This is a genomic window from Streptomyces noursei ATCC 11455 (assembly GCF_001704275.1).
Taxonomy (GTDB): domain Bacteria; phylum Actinomycetota; class Actinomycetes; order Streptomycetales; family Streptomycetaceae; genus Streptomyces; species Streptomyces noursei.
This window is the reverse complement of record NZ_CP011533.1, coordinates 1983513-2000897: the sequence shown is the minus strand read 5'-3', so window position 1 is coordinate 2000897 and position 17385 is coordinate 1983513. Positions and strand designations below refer to the sequence as shown.

12 protein-coding genes and 1 tRNA gene are annotated in these 17385 nt (G+C 74.9%); 8 read left to right on the top strand and 5 right to left on the bottom strand.

Features of this window, described 5'->3' with window-relative positions; all coding sequences use genetic code 11:
• Positions 1-138 precede the first annotated feature (138 nt).
• Together SNOUR_RS08410 and SNOUR_RS08405 are read left to right on the top strand one after the other, a co-directional pair.
• Positions 139-2112, top strand: coding sequence for a Xaa-Pro dipeptidyl-peptidase (locus SNOUR_RS08410; protein WP_312632106.1), 1974 nt, complete (start codon positions 139-141; stop codon positions 2110-2112).
• 79 nt (positions 2113-2191) lie between these two features.
• Positions 2192-3523, top strand: coding sequence for a M14 family metallopeptidase (locus SNOUR_RS08405; protein ID WP_067345132.1), 1332 nt, complete (start codon positions 2192-2194; stop codon positions 3521-3523).
• An 80-nt stretch (positions 3524-3603) separates the two neighbouring features.
• On the opposite strand, the gene SNOUR_RS08400 is transcribed toward SNOUR_RS08405, so the two are convergent.
• Positions 3604-4587: an FAD-dependent oxidoreductase gene (locus SNOUR_RS08400; protein WP_312635888.1), complete on the bottom strand. Its 984-nt coding sequence runs from the start codon at positions 4585-4587 to the stop codon at positions 3604-3606.
• Positions 4588-4960: 373 nt separating this feature from the next.
• Between SNOUR_RS08400 and SNOUR_RS08395 the strand changes: the two genes are divergently transcribed.
• Positions 4961-6931, top strand: coding sequence for an FUSC family protein (locus SNOUR_RS08395; RefSeq protein WP_067345129.1), 1971 nt, complete (start codon positions 4961-4963; stop codon positions 6929-6931).
• A 22-nt stretch (positions 6932-6953) separates the two neighbouring features.
• Here SNOUR_RS08395 and SNOUR_RS08390 read toward each other — a convergent pair whose 3' ends face one another.
• From SNOUR_RS08390 to SNOUR_RS08380, 3 genes are all read right to left on the bottom strand, one after another.
• Complete coding sequence (locus SNOUR_RS08390) at positions 6954-8150, bottom strand: Cmx/CmrA family chloramphenicol efflux MFS transporter (RefSeq protein WP_067345126.1); 1197 nt, start codon at positions 8148-8150, stop codon at positions 6954-6956.
• A 405-nt stretch (positions 8151-8555) separates the two neighbouring features.
• A complete protein-coding gene (locus tag SNOUR_RS08385; RefSeq protein WP_067345124.1) occupies positions 8556-10985 on the bottom strand; it encodes a Tex family protein in 2430 nt (809 codons plus the stop codon).
• A 142-nt stretch (positions 10986-11127) separates the two neighbouring features.
• Positions 11128-11997 carry an SCO6745 family protein gene (locus tag SNOUR_RS08380; RefSeq protein ID WP_067345121.1) on the bottom strand — a complete coding sequence of 290 codons (870 nt, stop codon included), beginning with the start codon at positions 11995-11997 and terminating at the stop codon, positions 11128-11130.
• Between the two features lie 131 nt (positions 11998-12128).
• Between SNOUR_RS08380 and SNOUR_RS08375 the strand changes: the two genes are divergently transcribed.
• Both SNOUR_RS08375 and SNOUR_RS08370 read left to right on the top strand, forming a co-directional pair.
• A complete protein-coding gene (locus SNOUR_RS08375) occupies positions 12129-13088 on the top strand; it encodes a GlxA family transcriptional regulator (RefSeq protein WP_067345120.1) in 960 nt (319 codons plus the stop codon).
• Between the two features lie 52 nt (positions 13089-13140).
• Entirely contained in the window at positions 13141-13812 is a 672-nt protein-coding gene (locus SNOUR_RS08370; protein ID WP_067345117.1) for a DJ-1/PfpI family protein, read from the top strand.
• Positions 13813-13863: 51 nt separating this feature from the next.
• Here the strand turns inward: SNOUR_RS08370 and SNOUR_RS08365 are convergent, their stop codons facing one another.
• Complete coding sequence (locus SNOUR_RS08365) at positions 13864-14634, bottom strand: enoyl-CoA hydratase/isomerase family protein (RefSeq protein ID WP_067345114.1); 771 nt, start codon at positions 14632-14634, stop codon at positions 13864-13866.
• A gap of 54 nt (positions 14635-14688) precedes the next feature.
• On the opposite strand from SNOUR_RS08365, the gene SNOUR_RS08360 reads away from it, so the two are divergent.
• From SNOUR_RS08360 to SNOUR_RS08350, 3 genes are all read left to right on the top strand, one after another.
• Positions 14689-16341: an ABC-F family ATP-binding cassette domain-containing protein gene (locus SNOUR_RS08360; RefSeq protein WP_067345113.1), complete on the top strand. Its 1653-nt coding sequence runs from the start codon at positions 14689-14691 to the stop codon at positions 16339-16341.
• An 80-nt stretch (positions 16342-16421) separates the two neighbouring features.
• A tRNA-Met gene (locus SNOUR_RS08355) sits at positions 16422-16495 on the top strand.
• Between the two features lie 137 nt (positions 16496-16632).
• Positions 16633-17223, top strand: a complete 591-nt coding sequence (locus SNOUR_RS08350) for an HdeD family acid-resistance protein (RefSeq protein ID WP_067345111.1) — start codon at positions 16633-16635, stop codon at positions 17221-17223.
• Positions 17224-17385: the final 162 nt, after the last annotated feature.

The window sequence follows — 17385 nt, the reverse complement described above, 5'->3', positions numbered from 1 at the left end:
ATCTCTTACGGAGCTTATGTGCGCATCGGCGACCGCGTCATGTCCATGGCCACATCTGACACATGACCGACATCTCATCGACATGCGCCCCTGACGGCCCCCTTCTGCACGGGAGTTGACCCGCGCTACGGTCCGCCCGTGACAATACGCTTGGGACCTCCCCACACCCCATGGAAAGCCCTGGTCGGCGCCGCCGTCCTCGCCCTCCTCGCGCTGCTCGCCGCCCCCGGCGCGGTGACCGCCGCCCCCGCCCCGCGGGAGAGCACACCCGTCTACTCCTACGCCAACGCCATCCGCGAGACGGTCTGGGTGAACACCGGCCTCGACGGCGACGGCGACGGCCGCCCCGACCGGGTCGCCGCCGACATCATCCGGCCCGCCGAACCCGCCCGGCAGGGCCGTCGGATCCCCGTGATCATGGATGCCAGCCCCTACTACTCCTGCTGCGGACGCGGCAACGAGAGCCAGAAGAAGACCTACGACGCCCAGGGCCGCCCGGTCCAGTTCCCGCTCTTCTACGACAACTACTTCGTGCCCCGCGGCTACGCGACCGTCCTCGTCGACCTGGCCGGGACCAACCGCTCCGACGGCTGCGTCGACGTCGGCGGCCGCTCGGACGTCCAGTCCGCCAGGGCCGTCGTCGACTGGTTGAACGGCCGGGCCCGCGGCTACACCGCCCGCAGCGGCGGCAAACCCGTGACCGCCGACTGGTCCAACGGCAACACCGGCATGATCGGCAAGAGTTGGGACGCCACCATCGCCAACGGCGTCGCGGCCACCGGCGTCCCGGGCCTGCAGACCATCGTCCCGATCGCCGGCATCTCCTCCTGGTACGACTACTACTTCGCCCAGGGCGCCGCGCTCTACGACGGCGGTCCCGACGGGCTCGCCGCCGCCGTCGAGAGCCCCGCCGCGCACAAGAACTGCGCCGCCGTCCAGCGCAAGCTCGTCGAGGGCGCCCCGCGCAACGGCGACTGGACCGACCTGTGGACCGAGCGGGACTACGTCCGCCACGCCGACAAGGTCCGCGCCAGCGTCTTCCTCGTCCACGGCATGCAGGACCTCAACGTCCGCACCAAGCACTTCGGCCAGTGGTGGGACGCGCTCGCCCGGCACGGCGTGCAGCGCAAGATCTGGCTCTCCCAGACCGGCCACGTCGATCCCTTCGACTACCGTCGCGCCGACTGGGTGCGCACCCTCCACCAGTGGTTCGACCACTACCTGATGGGTTACGACAACGGCATCGAGCGCGCCCCGATGGCCGACGTCGAGCGCGCCCCCGACACCTGGGCCACCGACGCCCGGTGGCCCGCGGCCGGCACCGCCGCGGTCCCCCTGTACCCCCGCACCGGCACCACCGCGGGCGTCGGCGTCCTGAACGACCGGCCCGCCCCGTCCGGCCAGACCGCGGTCTTCACCGACGACCCGGCGCTGGGCGAGGCCGACTGGGCCGCCGCCGTCGACCGCTCGACACCGGCCAAGGCCGGCTTCACCACCGGCCCGCTGACCGCACCGCTGCGGCTCTCCGGCGCCGGCACGGTCACCGTCACCGTCACCCCCAGCACCACCAGCGCCCACCTCTCCGCGGTCCTCGTCGACCTCGGCCCGGACACCATCCGGAACTACGGCGCCGACGGCGAGGGCATCGTCACCCGCACCAACAGCACCTGCTGGGGTGCCGGCACCACCGGCGACACCGGTTGCTTCAAGGAGACCGCCGCCGATGTCAGCAAGGTCGGCTTCACGGTCTTCAGCCGCGGCTGGGCCGACCTCGGCCACGCCACCGACCCGCGGCACGGTCACCCGCTGACCCCCGGCAAGCCCTACACCCTCACCCTCCAACTGGCCGCCGGCGACCACATCGTGCCCGCCGGACACCGGCTCGCGCTCATCGTGGGCGGCACCGACGCCAACCTGATCGACCCGCCCGCCTCCCGCCCCACGCTCACCCTCGACCTGGCCCGCACCACCGCCCGGCTGCCGGTGACCGGGGGCGCCCCCGCCCTGGCCCGGGCCACCGCGGGCACCCCGGCGGCCGACCGCCCGACCGGGGCCGCCCTCAAGGGCATCGCCCCGCCGGCAGACCCCAGCCGGCTGCCGAACGGAGACTGACCGGCCGCGACCGGCCAGGGGCCGCCCCGCGGGCACGGGGCGGCCCACCCCCCCGTCGCCGACCCCCGGAGGCACCCTCGTGACACCCCTCAGATCCCTCCGCTCCCGCGGCCTCGCCCTCGGCGCGCTGGCCGCCGCCCTCACCGCCGCGTTCGCCCCCTCCGCGACCACCGGCGCCCCCTCGAATCCCCTGCCCCGCACGGGATTCGAGACCAGTCACGGCGCCCGCTGGACCACCGGGTCCGAGGAGGCGGCGTTCCTCACGGCCGTCGACCGGGCCCCGGAAGCCTCGACCCGGGTCCGCCTCGACCGGATCGGCGCCACCGCACAGGGCCGGCCGCTCCGGCTGGTCCGCATCGGCGCCCCCGCCCCCGAACGCCCCGCCGACGTCCGGCGCGGCAACTCCGTGCTGCTGATCTGCTCCCAGCACGGCGACGAGCCCTCCGGCCGCGAGGCGTGCCTGACCACCGTCCGCGACCTCGCCTTCGCCAAGGACCCGGCCACCCGGCACTTCCTGGCGCGCACCAGTGTGCTGGTCGTCCCCACCGCCAACCCCGACGGCCGGGCCGCCGACACCCGCGGCAACGCCGACGGCACCGACATCAACCGCGACCACCTCGCGCTCGCCACCCCCGAAGCCCGCGCGATGGCCGCGGTGCTCCGCGACTACCGCCCCGACACCGTCTACGACCTGCACGAATACACGCCCAAGGCGCCGTACTACGTCAAGGACCTGCTCTCCCTGTGGCCGCGCAACCTCAACACCGCGGACCCCGTCCGCCGCGCCTCGGCCACCCTGTCCACGGACTTCGTCGGCCCCGCCGCCCGAGCGGCCGGCTTCAGCACCGGCGTCTACGGCATCTGGACCGACCCGGTGACCGGCGCCCCCGTCAAGCAGGTCGCCGGCGACGGCCAGGAGCGGATCCTGCGCAACACCGTCGGGGTCAAGGGCTCCCTCGGGCAGCTCGTGGAGACCCGCGCGGACCCCCTCACGGACGCCGAGAAGGCCGACCCGGCGCTGAACAACCGCCGCCGGGTGACCTCCCAACTGGCCGCTCTGAAGGGCCTGTTCGCCTTCGTCGAGCAGCGCCGCGGGCGCATCGAGGCGGTCACCGCCGCGGCCCGGACGGCCGGCCTGGCCGACCGCGGCCCGGTCTATCTCGGCGGCGCCGACAACGAACCCCCGGCCGCGGACCGGGTCCTGACCCGCCCGCCGCGCGCCTACCGCCTGGACGCGGCGCAGTTCGCCCGGTCCCGGGCCGTCCTGGCGGCACACGGCGTGCGCTGGTGGCGGGACGGCGACGGCGGCGCCACCGTCCCGCTGCGCCAGTCACTGCGCGGGCTGGTCCCGCTGCTGTTGGACACACGCGCCGACCGCCCCCTCGTGGCCGGCACCCCGATCGGCCCCTGAACGGGCACGTCCGAACAGGCGCGACCAGTCAGGCCCGACCAGCCAGGCACCGCCGGTCCGGCGCGCGGGGCGGGGCACGATCAAGCCGGCGCGACCGCGTCCCGCACCAGGCGCAGCACCTCGTCCGCGCACCCCCAGGACACGGTCACCCCGGCACCCCCGTGGCCGTAGTTGTGCACGCACACCGTCCCGTCCGGCAGCCGCTCCGCCGCGAGCCGCACCGCCGGGCGGGCCGGCCGCAGCCCCACCCGGTGCGCCAGCACACGGGCCCGCGCCACCTGGGGGAAGTACCGGGCGCAGCGCGCCACGATCGCCTCCGCCACCGCCGGATCGGGCTCCCGCGACCACGCCCCCTCCCGCGCCGTACCGCCCAGGACCAGCCCGAAGGGCTGCGGCAGGACGTACGTGGTGTCCTCCGCGCCCGCGTCGGCGGCGGTGAACCACTCCTCGATGCCCGGATTCTCGACGATCACCAACTGTCCCTGGACGGGGTGCACCCCGTCATCCGGGACCAGTTCGCGGGCGCCCAGCCCCGAGCAGTTCACCACCGCCCGGACGTCGTCGGCCGCCTCCGCCAGGGACGCCACCAGGCGCGCCACCACGGTCCCGCCGGCCGCCGCCAGCCGCCGCTCCAGATACCGCAGGTGCACCGGCATCTCCACCAGCGGCGTACGCGCCCGCCACCCCGCGCCACAGCCCGGCGGCAGCTCCTCGGCGCGGGCCGGCCGCAGCCCCGGTACCGCCGCGTACCAGGCGTCCAGCCCCTCCTCGGGAGCGGGACCGTGCGCGCCCCCGGCCGCCCCCGCTGCCTCTGTCGTGACGCCCGCGACCAGCCGCGCCCCGGTCTCCGCCGGCCGCCCGGCGAGCCCGGTGAACACCTCCAACGAGCGCAGCGACCAGCGGACCGCCTCCTCGTACGGCCGGATCCGGTACGGCCAGCACAGGCCGCCGGCCACCGCGGAGGTCGTGTCGTCGGCCGCGTCCCGGGCCACCACCCGCACCCGGTACCCGGCCTCGGCGAGCACGATCGCCGAGGTCAGCCCGATCACGCCGGCGCCGACCACGCAGATGTCCGCAGCCGCCGATATGGGGGACGCCGCGCTCGTGTCCGTCGTGTCCGGGGCGGCTGTCCCCGGGGCCGTCGCCCCACCCGTCCCCGCCGACCGCTCGTTCGTCATCTCCGCAGCCTCCCCATCGCCCCGCACCCGGTGGTCCCGTCGCCGTGATCTTGTCCTGCTGTGACGTGGACGTAACCCTCCGGCCGTGAGGCGGACAATCCGGGACCTTACGCTGGTAGGGCCCCGGTGGACCGGCCCGTGCCGTCGCCCCGACCGGGGCCCCGGCACCGTCGGCCGATGACGCCCCTCGGATCCGCCCGCGACCACCCGTGGCCGCGGACCCCGTATTCCGTGCCTTCGCCCTCGTCCGAGGAGACCCATGCCCCGCCCCCGGCGCGCCGTGCCCGCCTGGCTCGCCCACCCCTTCCGCTGGCAGCGGCTGCCCGTGCCCTGGGCGGCGGTGGCCCGCGGCACGCTGTGCGCCGGCCCGCTGCTCGCCGCGGGGATCGCCACCGGGCACCCGGCCCCCGGCGTGCTGACCGCCCTCGGCTCGATGCTGGCCGGCGTCAACGACCGCCCGGGCACCCGGCGCACCGGCATCGTCCACATCGGCCTGCCCGCCCTGGCCGCCGCACTCGGCATGCTGCTGGGGGCGTCCCTGCGGGCCGCCGACACGGGCTGGTGGGTGGTGCCCGCGCTCAGCGCCGTCGGCTTCGTCTCCGGCGCGGGCAGCGTGGCCGGACCGGTGCGCTCCACCGCCGGCATGCAGATGCTGGCCGCCACCGTCCTCGGCGCGGGCATGCCGCTGCCCGGCGCACCCTGGGCGAAGGCCCTCTACGTCCTCGCCGGCTGCCTGTGGCTGCTCCTGCTGCGGCTCGTCCTGCGCTCGCCGCGCCCGGCCGGCGGACCGCTCAGCGGCGAGCGGGCGGCCGTCGCCACCGTCTTCGACGCGCTCGCCGACGCCCTGGCGGCGGTCGGCGGGCCGGGCGCGGAGCCCGCCCGGCGCCGGCTCACCGCCGCCCTGGACCGCGCCGACGAGGCGCTGCGGCTGCGCCGGCTCACCAGCCGACTGCTGCGCCGGCCGGCCCGTCCCGAGGAACTGCTGCTGGCCGAGCGGTTCGCCGCGGCCACCGCGCTCTGCGAGGCCAGCGTGGCGCTGCTGTGGGAGGCCCGGCCGCTGCCGGCGCGGGTCGCCGCCGGTCCGCGCCGCTTCGCCGAGGCGCTGCGCACCGGCCGGTCACCGGGCCGGCTCTCCGCCCCGGAGCGCAGCTCCGCCGCCCGCGGGGCCTTCGACCACGCCCTGCTGGACGCCGCGGTCGCCTTCGCCCGGGAACGGCCGCTGCCCCCGGCGACGACCCGCGAGGACCTGCCGCCCGCCCGGGCCGGGGGAGTTCGCGGAGCGCTGGGCCCGGCCGGCCGGGACTACGGCCTGCGGGTCGCCGTCTGCATCGGCGCCAGCGCGGCGGTCGCGCTGCTGCTCCGTGCCGACCACTGGTACTGGCTGCCGGCGACCGTCACCTTCCTCGTCAAGCCGGACCTGGGCCCGCTGTTCTCCCGCACGGTCAACCGGTTCGCCGGCACAGCGGCCGGGGTCCTGGTCTTCGCGGCGGCCGGGGCCTGGCTGACCGGCGGCTGGTGGCCCGCCGTGATCGCCGGCGCGGGCGGTGCGCTGTTGCCGTTCGCCACCCGGCACTTCGCGCTGCAGACCGGGGCGATCACGCTGATGGTGCTGTCCTTCGTGTACGTCGGCGGCGCCCGGCAGGCCGCCGCCGAGCGGATCGTCGACACCTCCCTGGCCTGCGCGATCGTGCTCGTCGTCGGGCACCTGCCGCACCTCGCCGACCCGCGCCGCAGGGTCGGCCCCCGGGTCACCGAAGCGCTGCGGAGCACCGAACGCTTCCTGCGCTACGTCCTGGAACCCCGGCCCGCGGCGCCCGGCGCCGAGGGCGCCGCGCCCGGCGCCGTCGCCACCCGCCGGCTGGCGCTGCGCCGGGACGCCTACCGGACGCTGGCCCAGGCGCGGGCCGCCGCCGAGACCGCCGCCGCGGAATTCCACCCCGCCCGCGACCCCGGCCCCGACTGGCCGACCGTGGTCACCGCGGCGGAACGCATCGCCGACGCCGCCACCGCCTGCGCCGTCCGCCTCGACCGCGGCGCCCACCGCCCGGGCCCGGAGGAGGCCGAGCGGCTCTGCCAGGCCCTCTCCGCCATGGCAGACGCCCTGGAGGACCCCGGCCGACGCCCGCCCGGCACCCCGCCGCCCGTACTGCGGCCGGTCCCGGATTGCGCGACCCTCACCGACGTCGCCGCCGAACTGGAGCGGCTGCGCGGCTACGCCGGCGCCCGCTGACCCGGCGGCCGGGCGGGGCCGTTCACCGGGCCGGCGCCGGCGCCTCCCCGGCGCCGCCGGCCGCCCGCCGGCGGACCCGCACCCCCTCCGCCGCACCGCCGACCGCCAGCGCCACGGCCACCAGCAGGGCACTGACCCACAGCGGCGCGCGGTAGCCGAAGCCTGCGGCGAGTGCGACGCCGCCCCACCACGGGCCGGCCGCGGCGCCGACGTTGAGCGCGGCGGTCGCGAACCCGCCGCCCAGCGTGGGCGCTTCGACCGCCGCGTAGAGCACCTGGGCGATCAGGGTGGAGCCGACCGCGAACGACAGGGTCCCCTGGACGAGGACCAGTACGACGGTGGCCACCGCGTTCCCGGCCGTCAGCGCGAACACCACCCAGCCCACGAGCAGCGCCCCGCCCCCGACGGCGAGCAGCGGACGGGGCCGACGGTCCGCCAGCCGCCCGCCGGCCGTGACCCCGACGAACGAACCCAGCCCGAACAGCGCCAGCACCACCGGCACCCCGGCGGCGCCGAAGCCGGTGACGCCGGTGACCAGCGGCGCGAGGTAGGTGAAGGTGCAGAACGTGGCACCGTTGACCAGCGCCCCCAGCAGCAGCGCCACCAGCAGCCGCGGACGGCGCAGGGCCCGCAGCTCACCGCCGGCCCCCCTCGCCCCGGCGCCGGCACCGGTCGGACCGCCCGGGACGGACGCCATGATGGCGATCACCGCCGGCACCGACACCGCGGCCACCGCCCAGAACGCCGAGCGCCAGCCCCATTCCTGCCCCAGCACGGCACCGGCCGGGACGCCCACGATGCAGGCCAGCGTCGTGCCGCCCAACAGGACGGACGTGGCCCGGCCCGTGGCGCCCGGCGCGGCCATCGCGGCCGCGGTCGCCAACGCCACCGCCAGGAACCCGGCGTTGGCCAGCGCCGCCACCACCCGGGTGGCCAGCAGCACGCCGAAGTCGGTGGTCACCGCGCCCACGACGTGCACCAGCAGAAAGGCGACCAGGAAGACCAACAGGGCGCGCCGCCGCGGCCAGCGCCGGCTGAGCAGCGCCATCAGCGGCGCCCCGACGACCATCCCGACCGCGAACGCCGAAGTGAGCGCGCCGGCGGCCGGGATGGACACCTGGAGGTCGGCGGCGATGTCCGGGATCAGCCCGGACAGCATGAACTCGGACGTGCCCTGCGCGAACACCGCCAGCGCGAGCATGTAGAGAGTGAACGGCATAGAAGAATCTCCGCAACCACACCAAGGACCGGCACGGGCCGAAGGGCGGCGTCGGCAAGGCCGACGGCGATCGGTAGGGCCGGTTGAGGAAGCGGCAGCCCCGGCTACCGCAAGGAACAAGACCTGCCTGAAGGAGGCCGTTCGGTGGCGGAGAAGGTCGAGCAGCCACCGGACGACGCCCGGTGGCTAGCGTCTTGAGGACTCGGGGCTGGTCATGATCCGCAGGCTAATCGGGCGGCCCGGCGCCCGTCCACGGATTTATCGTTCCCGGTTCGTCGCTCGCGGTATGTCGCTCGCGGTACGTCGATCGCGAATCATCGCTCCCGGGACCAGGTGGGGTTCGCGGCACGCGATCGGGGCGGGCAGCAGTGCCGCCCGCCCCGATCCACCGTCAGGTCAGCGCGGTCAGCGACCGCCCTTGCCGCCCAACAGCCCGGCCCGCCGCAGCGCGTCCGCCATCGCGTCGTTGACCGGAGCGGCCTCCCGGCCGCCACCGCGGCGTTCGCCGCCGCGCTGGCCGCCGCCGCCCTGCCGCTGCCGCGGCGCACCGCCCCGGCCGCCCTCGCGCGGCCCCCGGCCGCCGCCGGCACCGCCGCGCCGCTCGCCGCCGCCGGCCGGCGCGCCCTTGCCGGGCTCGTCCTCCAGCCGCAGGGTCAGCGAGATCCGCTTCCGCGGGATGTCCACGTCGAGCACCTTGACCCGGACGATGTCGCCCGGCTTCACCACGTCCCGCGGGTCCTTGACGAAGTTCTTCGACATCGCCGAGACGTGCACCAGGCCGTCCTGGTGGACACCCACGTCCACGAACGCCCCGAAGGCGGCGACGTTGGTCACCACGCCCTCCAGGATCATCCCCGGCGCCAGGTCGCCGATCTTCTCCACGCCCTCCTTGAAGGTCGCGGTCCGGAACTCCGGCCGCGGGTCACGGCCCGGCTTCTCCAGCTCCTGGAGGATGTCGGTGACCGTCGGCAGACCGAAGGAGTCGTCGACGAAGTCCGCCGGGCGCAGGGCGCGCAACGCGGCCGTGTTGCCGATGAGTTCGCCGACCTCGCTCTTCGCCGTCCGCACGATCCGGCGCACCACCGGATACGCCTCGGGGTGCACGCTGGAGGCGTCCAGCGGGTCGTCGCCGCCGCGGATCCGCAGGAAGCCCGCGCACTGCTCGTACGCCTTGGGGCCCAGCCGCGACACGTCCTTGAGCGCCTTGCGGGAGCGGAACGGGCCGTTGTCGTCCCGGTGGTTGACGATGTTCTCGGCCAGGCCGGTGCTGATGCCGGAGACCCGGGCGAGCAGCGGCGCGGAGGCGGTGTTGACGTCCACGCCGACGCCGTTCACGCAGTCCTCGACCACCGCGTCCAGCGAGCGCGACAGCTTGGTCTCGGACAGGTCGTGCTGGTACTGGCCGACCCCGATCGACTTGGGGTCGATCTTGACCAGCTCGGCCAGCGGGTCCTGGAGGCGCCGCGCGATGGACACCGCGCCGCGCAGCGACACGTCCAGGTCCGGCAGTTCCTGGGAGGCGAAGGCGGAGGCCGAGTACACCGAGGCGCCCGCCTCGGACACCATCACCTTCGTCAGTTCCAACTCCGGCTGCGCGGCGATCAGTTCGGTCGCCAGCTTGTCGGTCTCCCGGGAGGCGGTGCCGTTGCCGATCGCGATCAGCTCGACGTGGTGCTCCCGCGCCAGTCGGGCCAGGGTGGCCAGCGCCGCGTCCCACTTCTGCTGCGGCACGTGCGGGTAGATCGTCTCGGTCGCCGCCACCTTGCCGGTCGCGTCGACCACCGCCACCTTCACGCCCGTACGGAAACCGGGGTCCAGGCCCATCGTGGCGCGCGTCCCGGCGGGGGCCGCCAGCAGCAGGTCGCGCAGGTTCGCGGCGAAGACCCGGACCGCCTCGTCCTCGGCGGCCTGTCGCAGCCGCAGCCGCAGATCGATCCCGAGGTGCACCTGGACGCGGGTGCGCCAGGCCCAGCGGACCGTGTCCTGCAGCCACTTGTCGGCCGGCCGGCCCCGATCGGCGATCCCGAAGCGGTGCGCGATGGACCGCTCGTAGGCGCTGGGGCCCTCGCCCGCCTCCGCCGGGTCCTCCGGCTCCAGGGTGAGGTCGAGGACGTCCTCCTTCTCACCGCGCAGCATCGCCAGCACCCGGTGGGAGGGCAGCTCGGTGAAGGGCTCGGCGAAGTCGAAGTAGTCGGCGAACTTGGCGCCCTCCTCCTCCTTGCCGGTCCGCACCTTCGCCGCGACCCGGCCGCGCGTCCACATCCGCTCGCGCAGCTCGCCGATCAGGTCCGCGTCCTCGCTGAACCGCTCGGTGAGGATCGCCCGCGCGCCCTCCAGGGCCGCGGCCGGATCGGCGACGCCCTTGTCCGCGTCCACGAACGCCGCGGCGGACGCGCTCGGTTCCACCGACGGGTCCGCCAGCAGCCCGTCGGCCAGCGGCTCCAGCCCCGCCTCCCGTGCGATCTGCGCCTTGGTGCGCCGCTTCGGCTTGAACGGCAGGTAGATGTCCTCCAGCCGGGCCTTGGACTCGGCGCCGCGGATCTGCGCCTCCAGCGCGGTGTCCAGCTTGCCCTGGGAGCGCACGGATTCCAGGACGGCGGTCCGCCGCTCCTCCAGCTCCCGCAGATAGCGCAGCCGTTCCTCCAGGGACCGCAGCTGCGCGTCGTCGAGCATCTCGGTCGCTTCCTTGCGGTAGCGCGCGATGAACGGGACGGTCGAGCCGCCGTCGAGCAGTTCGACCGCGGCCTTCACCTGCCGCTCCTTGACGCCGAGCTCGTCGGCGATCCGCGCTTCGATGGACCCGAGTGCCCCGATGGGCTCAGTGGCTGCCGTCACGTTGATCCTGCCCGCCTTCCAGCGACTTTCCTGAGCCTGCATTGTGCCGGTTGGCGGCCCGGACTGTCGCACCGCCCGGCCGGGAGCGCCGGGGTGTGAGAAGACGCACCACACCCCGGCGGCCACAAGGAGGCGGGTGCGACTACTCCTTGTCGAACAGGCTGGCGGGGAACGCGCCGGCCTCCATGAGACGGCCGGCGAAGCCGCCCGCCAGTTCGGTCAGCCGGGCCACGCCCGCCGCCCCCAGGTGCTCGTACGGCGCCCGGTCCAGTCGGTCCGTCGTCCGCTCCAGGTCCTTGCGCAGCGTCGCCCCGGCCTCGGTCAGCTCGTCCGCGCCGTCCAGCAGTCCGCGTCCGCGCAGCCGCTCCTGGGCCGCCGTCAGCTCCTCCCGCGACCAGCCGCGGGTCGCCAGGATGCCGCGGTAGTTCATCCCGCGCCCGCTGGCGGTGTGCGTGACCAGCGCCTCCAGCGGGTCCAGCTCGGCGTCCAGCAGGGCCACCAGGTGGCCGTCGCCGCGGTGTTCGCGCAGCAGCGTGGCGGCGTGCCAGTAGGCGAGGTGCGGCGCGTCGGGCACCGGCAGGTCGGCGTGGGCGGCGTACAGCGGCCGGGCGTGCCGGGTACAGCCCTCGGTGGCGCGCAGCGCCAGCTTCGCCGCCTCGGCCATCTCCGGCGACTCCAGCGCCTCGGCGCCGAGCAGCCGGTGCAACGTGGCGTCCACCGCGCGCAGCCGCGCTTCCAGGACGGCCTGCGGCGTGGTGCTCCGCCACGCCTGCGGGAGGTGCTCGGCGATCAGCTCGTACTTGAAGGAGTAGAAGGTCGCGGCGACCGTTCCCGGGCCCACCACGCCCATGGGAGCGCTCCGGGAGACGAAGTACCCGGCGCGCCCGTTCACGCCCAACCCCGCCATCTCGGCGCCGAGTTCCGGTGCGAAGTAGTGCGCCGAGTGGAAGGGGTTGAGGACGTTGTGGCAGTGCCGGCCGGCCCGATCGGGCAGTGCGCTGGAAGAGGTCATGCGAGCAGGTTACCGACCCGTCGGTATGGCGCCACCCCCGTGGGGCGGCCCAGGGGCGCCGACCGGCCATGGCAGGAAAGGTGGGAAATCAGTCATTGCCGCCACCGGCATCGCTGACCAGGATGGATGCCATGGAACAGCGCGACGTGCTGGTCGTCCTCTTCGACGGCGTGCAGAGCCTCGACGTGACCGGCCCGGTCGAGGTCTTCAACGGGGCCTGCGGCGGCGTCCCCGGCGCCTACCGCATCCGCACCGCCGGCCCGGACGGCGCCCCGGTCCGCACCACCAGCGGCCTGACCCTCGTCCCGGACCTCGCGCTCGACGCCGCCGAACCGCCGCACACCCTCGTCGTGCCGGGCGGCGACGGCACCCGGATCCCCGACCCGCGGCTGGTCGACTGGCTGGCCGTGCACGCGCCCCGCGCCCGCCGGGTGGTCTCGGTCTGCAGCGGAGCCTTCCTGCTGGCCGCGGCCGGACTGCTGGACGGTCGCCGCGCCACCACCCACTGGAGCCTGTGCGACGCCCTCGCCGCACGCCATCCCGCGGTCCGCGTCGAATCCGAGCCGATCTACGTGCGCGACGGCGACGTGGCCACCTCCGCGGGCGTCACGGCCGGGATCGACCTCGCGCTGGCCCTGGTCGAGGAGGACCTCGGCCGCGGCCTCGCCCTGTCCATCGCCCGCTACCTGGTCGTCTTCCTGCGCCGGCCGGGCAACCAGACCCAGTTCAGCGCCCAGCTCGCCGCGCAGACCGCGGAGCGCCGCCCGCTGCGTGACGTCCAGCAGTGGATCACCGAGAACCCGGCGGCGGACCTGTGCGTCGAGGCGCTGGCCGACCGCGCCGGGCTCTCCCCGCGGCACTTCGCCCGCGCCTTCCGCGACGAGACCGGGATGACGCCCGGCCGCTACGTCGACCGGGTCCGCCTGGAAGCCGCCCGGCGGCGCCTGGAGGACACCGCCGACGGCATCGAGCAGATCTCCCGGCAGTGCGGCTACGGCACCACCGAGGCGATGCGCCGCGCCTTCGTCCGGGTCCTCGGCACCTCCCCGGCCGAATACCGCCGCCGCTTCCGCCCCGCCCCCCGGCCCTGACCACCACAGCACCACACACACCACACCAGGAACGACAGGAAACGAGGCACTCATGCAGATCGCCGTCCTTCTCTACGACCGCTTCACCGCCCTCGACGCCATCGGCCCCTACGAGACGCTCGGCCTCGTCCCGGGCGCCGAGGTGGTCTTCGTCGCCGAGCGCACCGGCGTGCACCGCACCGACAAGGGCTCCCTCGGCGTGGTCGTGGACACCACGCTGGACGAGGTCACCGCACCGGACATCCTGGTCGTCCCGGGTGGCCCCGGGCAGACCGCGATCATGGAGGACGGGCCGCTGCACGACTGGATCCGGGCGGTGGACGCCGAGACCACCTGGACCACCTCGGTGTGCACCGGCTCGCTCCTCCTGGCCGCCGCCGGTCTCCTCAAGGGCCGCCGGGCCACCACCCACTGGCTCGGACTGGACCAGCTGTCCACGATGGGGGCCTTGCCGACCGGGGAGCGGGTGGTCTTCGACGGCAAGTACGTCACCGCCGCCGGCGTCTCGTCCGGTATCGACATGGGCCTCGCCCTCGCCGGCCGGATCGCCGGGGACTTCGTCGCGCAGAGCATCCAGCTCGGCATCGAGTACGACCCCCAGCCGCCCTACGACGCGGGCGCCCCGGACAAGGCCCCGGCCGAGGTCGTCGCGGCCATGCGGGACAACAGCCGCTCCATCCTGACCGGCCAGCGCTGGCGGGACACGGCCTTCCAGGAGAAGTGACGGACCGTCAGGAAGGCTGCCGCCGGCCGCGGAGTCGTGGCCGGCGGCGGCTCAGTCCTCGGGCCACGTGAACCGCGGCGCCCGGCGTTCCAGGAAGGCGGCGGCACCCTCCGCGGTCTCACCGCTCTCCCGCGCCTGCGCCGCCCAGTACGCCCCGCGCGCCTCCGCCTCCTCCGGCGGCACGTCCCACGTCCCGTTGGCCAGCTCCTTCGCCGCGGTCTGGGTCAGCAGCGACCGGCTCGCCAGCACGGCCGTGAACTCCGCGATCCGCTTGTCCAGCTCGCCCTCGGCCACCACCTCGTCCACCAGCCCGGTCCGCAGCGCCCGCACGCAGTCGATCAACTCGCCGGAGAACAACAGGTACTTGGCGGCCGACAGCCCCACCAGCCGGACCAGTCGCCGGGTCGCGGACGCCGGATAGGCCACCCCCAGCTTGGCGGGCGTCACCCCGAACAGCGCCCCCTCCTCCGCGAACCGCAGATCGCAGGCAGCCGCCAGTTGGGCGCCGCCGCCCACGCAGTAGCCGCGTATCGCCGCCACCGTCGGCCGCGGAAAGGCCGCCAGCGCCTCCTCGGCCACCACCGCCAGCCCCTGCGAGGCGCCCGACGCGTCCCGCAGCGAACCGATGTCCGCCCCCGCGCAGAACGTCCCGCCGTCCCCGGTCAGCACCAGCGCCCGCACCGCGCGGTCGTCGGCCAGCCGCGCCAGCAGCGGCGGCAGCTCCCGCCACATCTGGACGGTCATCGCATTGCGCTTGCCCGTGTTGCTGATGGTGACGGTCGCCGTACCACCGCTGACATGCGTCTTCAGTCCCGGTTCCATGCCCGGATATTAGAGCGGCCGCCGCGTGCCCGGCCGGATACGATCGGCGGTCTGATGTCCGCAACCCTCGTCGCCAAAGATCTCGCCGCCGGCCACGGCGAGCGCGTCCTGTTCTCCGGTCTCGATCTGGTCGTCGCCCCCGGCGACGTGATCGGCCTGGTCGGTGCCAACGGCGCCGGCAAGTCCACCCTGCTGCGCCTGCTGGCCGGGCTGGCGCCCCCGGAGCAGGGCGGTCTCGCCCTCAGCCCGCCGACCGCCACCGTCGGCCACCTCCCGCAGGAGCCCGACCGGCGCCCCGGCGAGTCGGTGCGCGCCTTCCTCGCCCGCCGCACCGGCGTGACCGAGGCGCAGCGCGCCCTGGACGCCGCCACCGAGGCCCTCGCCGAGGAGCGCCCCGGCGCCGACGACGCCTACGACACGGCCTTCACGCGCTGGCTCGACCTCGGCGGCGCCGACCTCGACGAGCGCGCCGAGGAGACCGCCGCGCAGCTGGGCCTGGCGATCAGCCTCGACCAGCCGATGACCACCCTCTCCGGCGGCCAGGCCGCCCGCGCCTCGCTCGCCTCGCTGCTGCTCTCCCGCTACGACGTCTTCCTCCTCGACGAGCCCACCAACGACCTCGACCTGGACGGTCTGGACCGCCTGGAGTCCTTCGTCACCGGCCTGCGCGCCGGCACCGTCCTGGTCAGCCACGACCGCGAGTTCCTGGCCCGCACGGTCACCCGCGTCGTCGAGCTCGACCTCGCCCAGCAGCAGGTCAACACCTACGGCGGTGGCTACACCGCGTACCTGGAGGAGCGCGAACGGGCTCGGCAGCACGCCCGCGAGCGCTACGAGGAGTACGCCGACACCAAGGCGGCACTGGAGGTCCGGGCGCACACCCAGCGCAACTGGATGGAGAAGGGCGTCCGCAACGCCCGCCGCAAGGCCACCGACAACGACAAGATCGGCCGCAAGGGCCGGGTCGAGGCCACCGAGAAGCAGGCCGCCAAGGCCAAGCAGACCCAGCGCATGATCGAGCGGCTGGAGGTCGTCGAGGAGCCCCGCAAGGAGTGGGAGCTGCGGATGGAGATCGCCGCGGCGCCCCGGGCCGGCGCGGTGGTGGCCACCCTCCGACAGGCCGCGGTCCGGCGCGGCGACTTCGGCTTCGGCCCGGTCGACCTCCAGATCGACTGGGCGGACCGGGTCGCCATCACCGGCCCCAACGGCGCCGGCAAGTCCACCCTGCTCGCGGCCCTCCTGGGCCGGCTGCCGCTGGACTCCGGGGCGGCGTCGCTCGGCCCCGGCGTGGTGGTCGGCGAGATCGACCAGGCCCGCGGCCAGCTGTTCCGGGGCGACGGCGACACCCTGCTGATGGATGCCTTCCGGGCCGCGGTCCCGGACCTGGCCCCCGCCGACGTGCGCACCCTGCTCGCCAAGTTCGGCCTCAAGGCGGCCCATGTGATGCGCCCGGCGGCCACCCTCTCGCCGGGGGAGCGCACCCGGGCCGCACTGGCCCTCCTCCAGGGCCGCGGGGTCAACCTCCTGGTGCTCGACGAGCCGACCAACCACCTCGACCTCCCCGCCATCGAGCAGCTGGAGTCCGCGCTCGCCTCGTACCCGGGCACCCTGCTGCTGGTCACCCACGACCGCCGGATGCTGACGGCGGTGCACACCACCCGGCGGATCGAGGTGGAGGCCGGGCGGATCACCGATCGGCCGGTGTGACCTGGCACGCTGCGGCCCCGGCCCGCTCCGGCATTCGATTTGTTTCCGGGGCGGGGACCCCGTAAGGTAATCCGAGCCGACGCGGGGTGGAGCAGCTCGGTAGCTCGCTGGGCTCATAACCCAGAGGTCGCAGGTTCAAATCCTGTCCCCGCTACTCAGAAGAACAGCAGGTCCGGTGCCCAGGCGCCGGGCCTGCTGTCGTTTGCGTCCACCGGCGCTCCCCGCTCGCCCTGCCACCTCTCCTCATACGCGGTATACCGGGAAAAACGGTCCCCGATCGAGGAGGCGGTGATGGTCGGCAAGTCCAAGTCTTCCCGGCGCAGTCCGACTGCGGCCCGTTTGGGGCGGAGCTTCGGGTTGCTCGCGGTCCTGGGGGCCGTCCTCGTCCTGGCCGGGATCGTCGGGCTGATCTACGTCGCCGTGGCCACCCTCACCACGATGCTGCTCTTCGGCTGGCTGCTGCTGATCGGCGGCGTGGTGGGTCTGGCGCACGCCATCCAGTCCCGGGGCTCGAACTTCTTCTGGCTCGCGGTGATCGTCGCGGCGCTGAACATCGCGGCCGGGGTGGTGGTGCTCCGCCTGCCCGAGGCCACCGCCGCCGCACTGACCATGTTCGCGGCCCTGCTCTTCCTGACAGGCGGGCTGTTCCGGCTGGCCGGCGCCGTGGTGGTGCGCGGGCCGCAGTTCGGCTGGACGCTGCTCCAGGGGGCGCTCGGCATCCTGCTGGGCGTCCTGGTCCTCGCCAGCTGGCCGCACAGCAGCCTCTACGTCATCGGCTCCTTCTTCTCCCTGGAACTGCTCTTCGACGGGCTGGGGCTGCTCGCCATGGGGATCGGCGGCCGGCGCGTGGTCGGCATGGTGGAGGAGGGCAGAGTGGCTTGATCCATACCCCGGCCGCGGCGGTATCGGCGGAGATCCGGCGTCCGGTCCGGGGCGCCGCCAAAGAAAAGCGACGGAAAGGCGACGAGACGCGTCGCGAGGCAGATCCATCCCGCCAGAATCGACCAAAAGGCGTCGATAGGCGCTGACTTGTGTTCAGGAGGC

Excerpts from the sequence above, each read along its gene's own strand:
- SNOUR_RS08395 (WP_067345129.1), top strand. The coding sequence starts at position 4,961 with ATGCCCCGCCCCCGGCGCGCCGTGCCCGCCTGGCTCGCCCACCCCTTC.
- SNOUR_RS08390 (WP_067345126.1), bottom strand. The coding sequence starts at position 8,150 with ATGCCGTTCACTCTCTACATGCTCGCGCTGGCGGTGTTCGCGCAGGGC.
- SNOUR_RS08380 (WP_067345121.1), bottom strand. The coding sequence starts at position 11,997 with ATGACCTCTTCCAGCGCACTGCCCGATCGGGCCGGCCGGCACTGCCAC.
- SNOUR_RS08375 (WP_067345120.1), top strand. The coding sequence starts at position 12,129 with ATGGAACAGCGCGACGTGCTGGTCGTCCTCTTCGACGGCGTGCAGAGC.
- SNOUR_RS08370 (WP_067345117.1), top strand. The coding sequence starts at position 13,141 with ATGCAGATCGCCGTCCTTCTCTACGACCGCTTCACCGCCCTCGACGCC.
- SNOUR_RS08365 (WP_067345114.1), bottom strand. The coding sequence starts at position 14,634 with ATGGAACCGGGACTGAAGACGCATGTCAGCGGTGGTACGGCGACCGTC.
- SNOUR_RS08360 (WP_067345113.1), top strand. The coding sequence starts at position 14,689 with ATGTCCGCAACCCTCGTCGCCAAAGATCTCGCCGCCGGCCACGGCGAG.
- SNOUR_RS08350 (WP_067345111.1), top strand. The coding sequence starts at position 16,633 with ATGGTCGGCAAGTCCAAGTCTTCCCGGCGCAGTCCGACTGCGGCCCGT.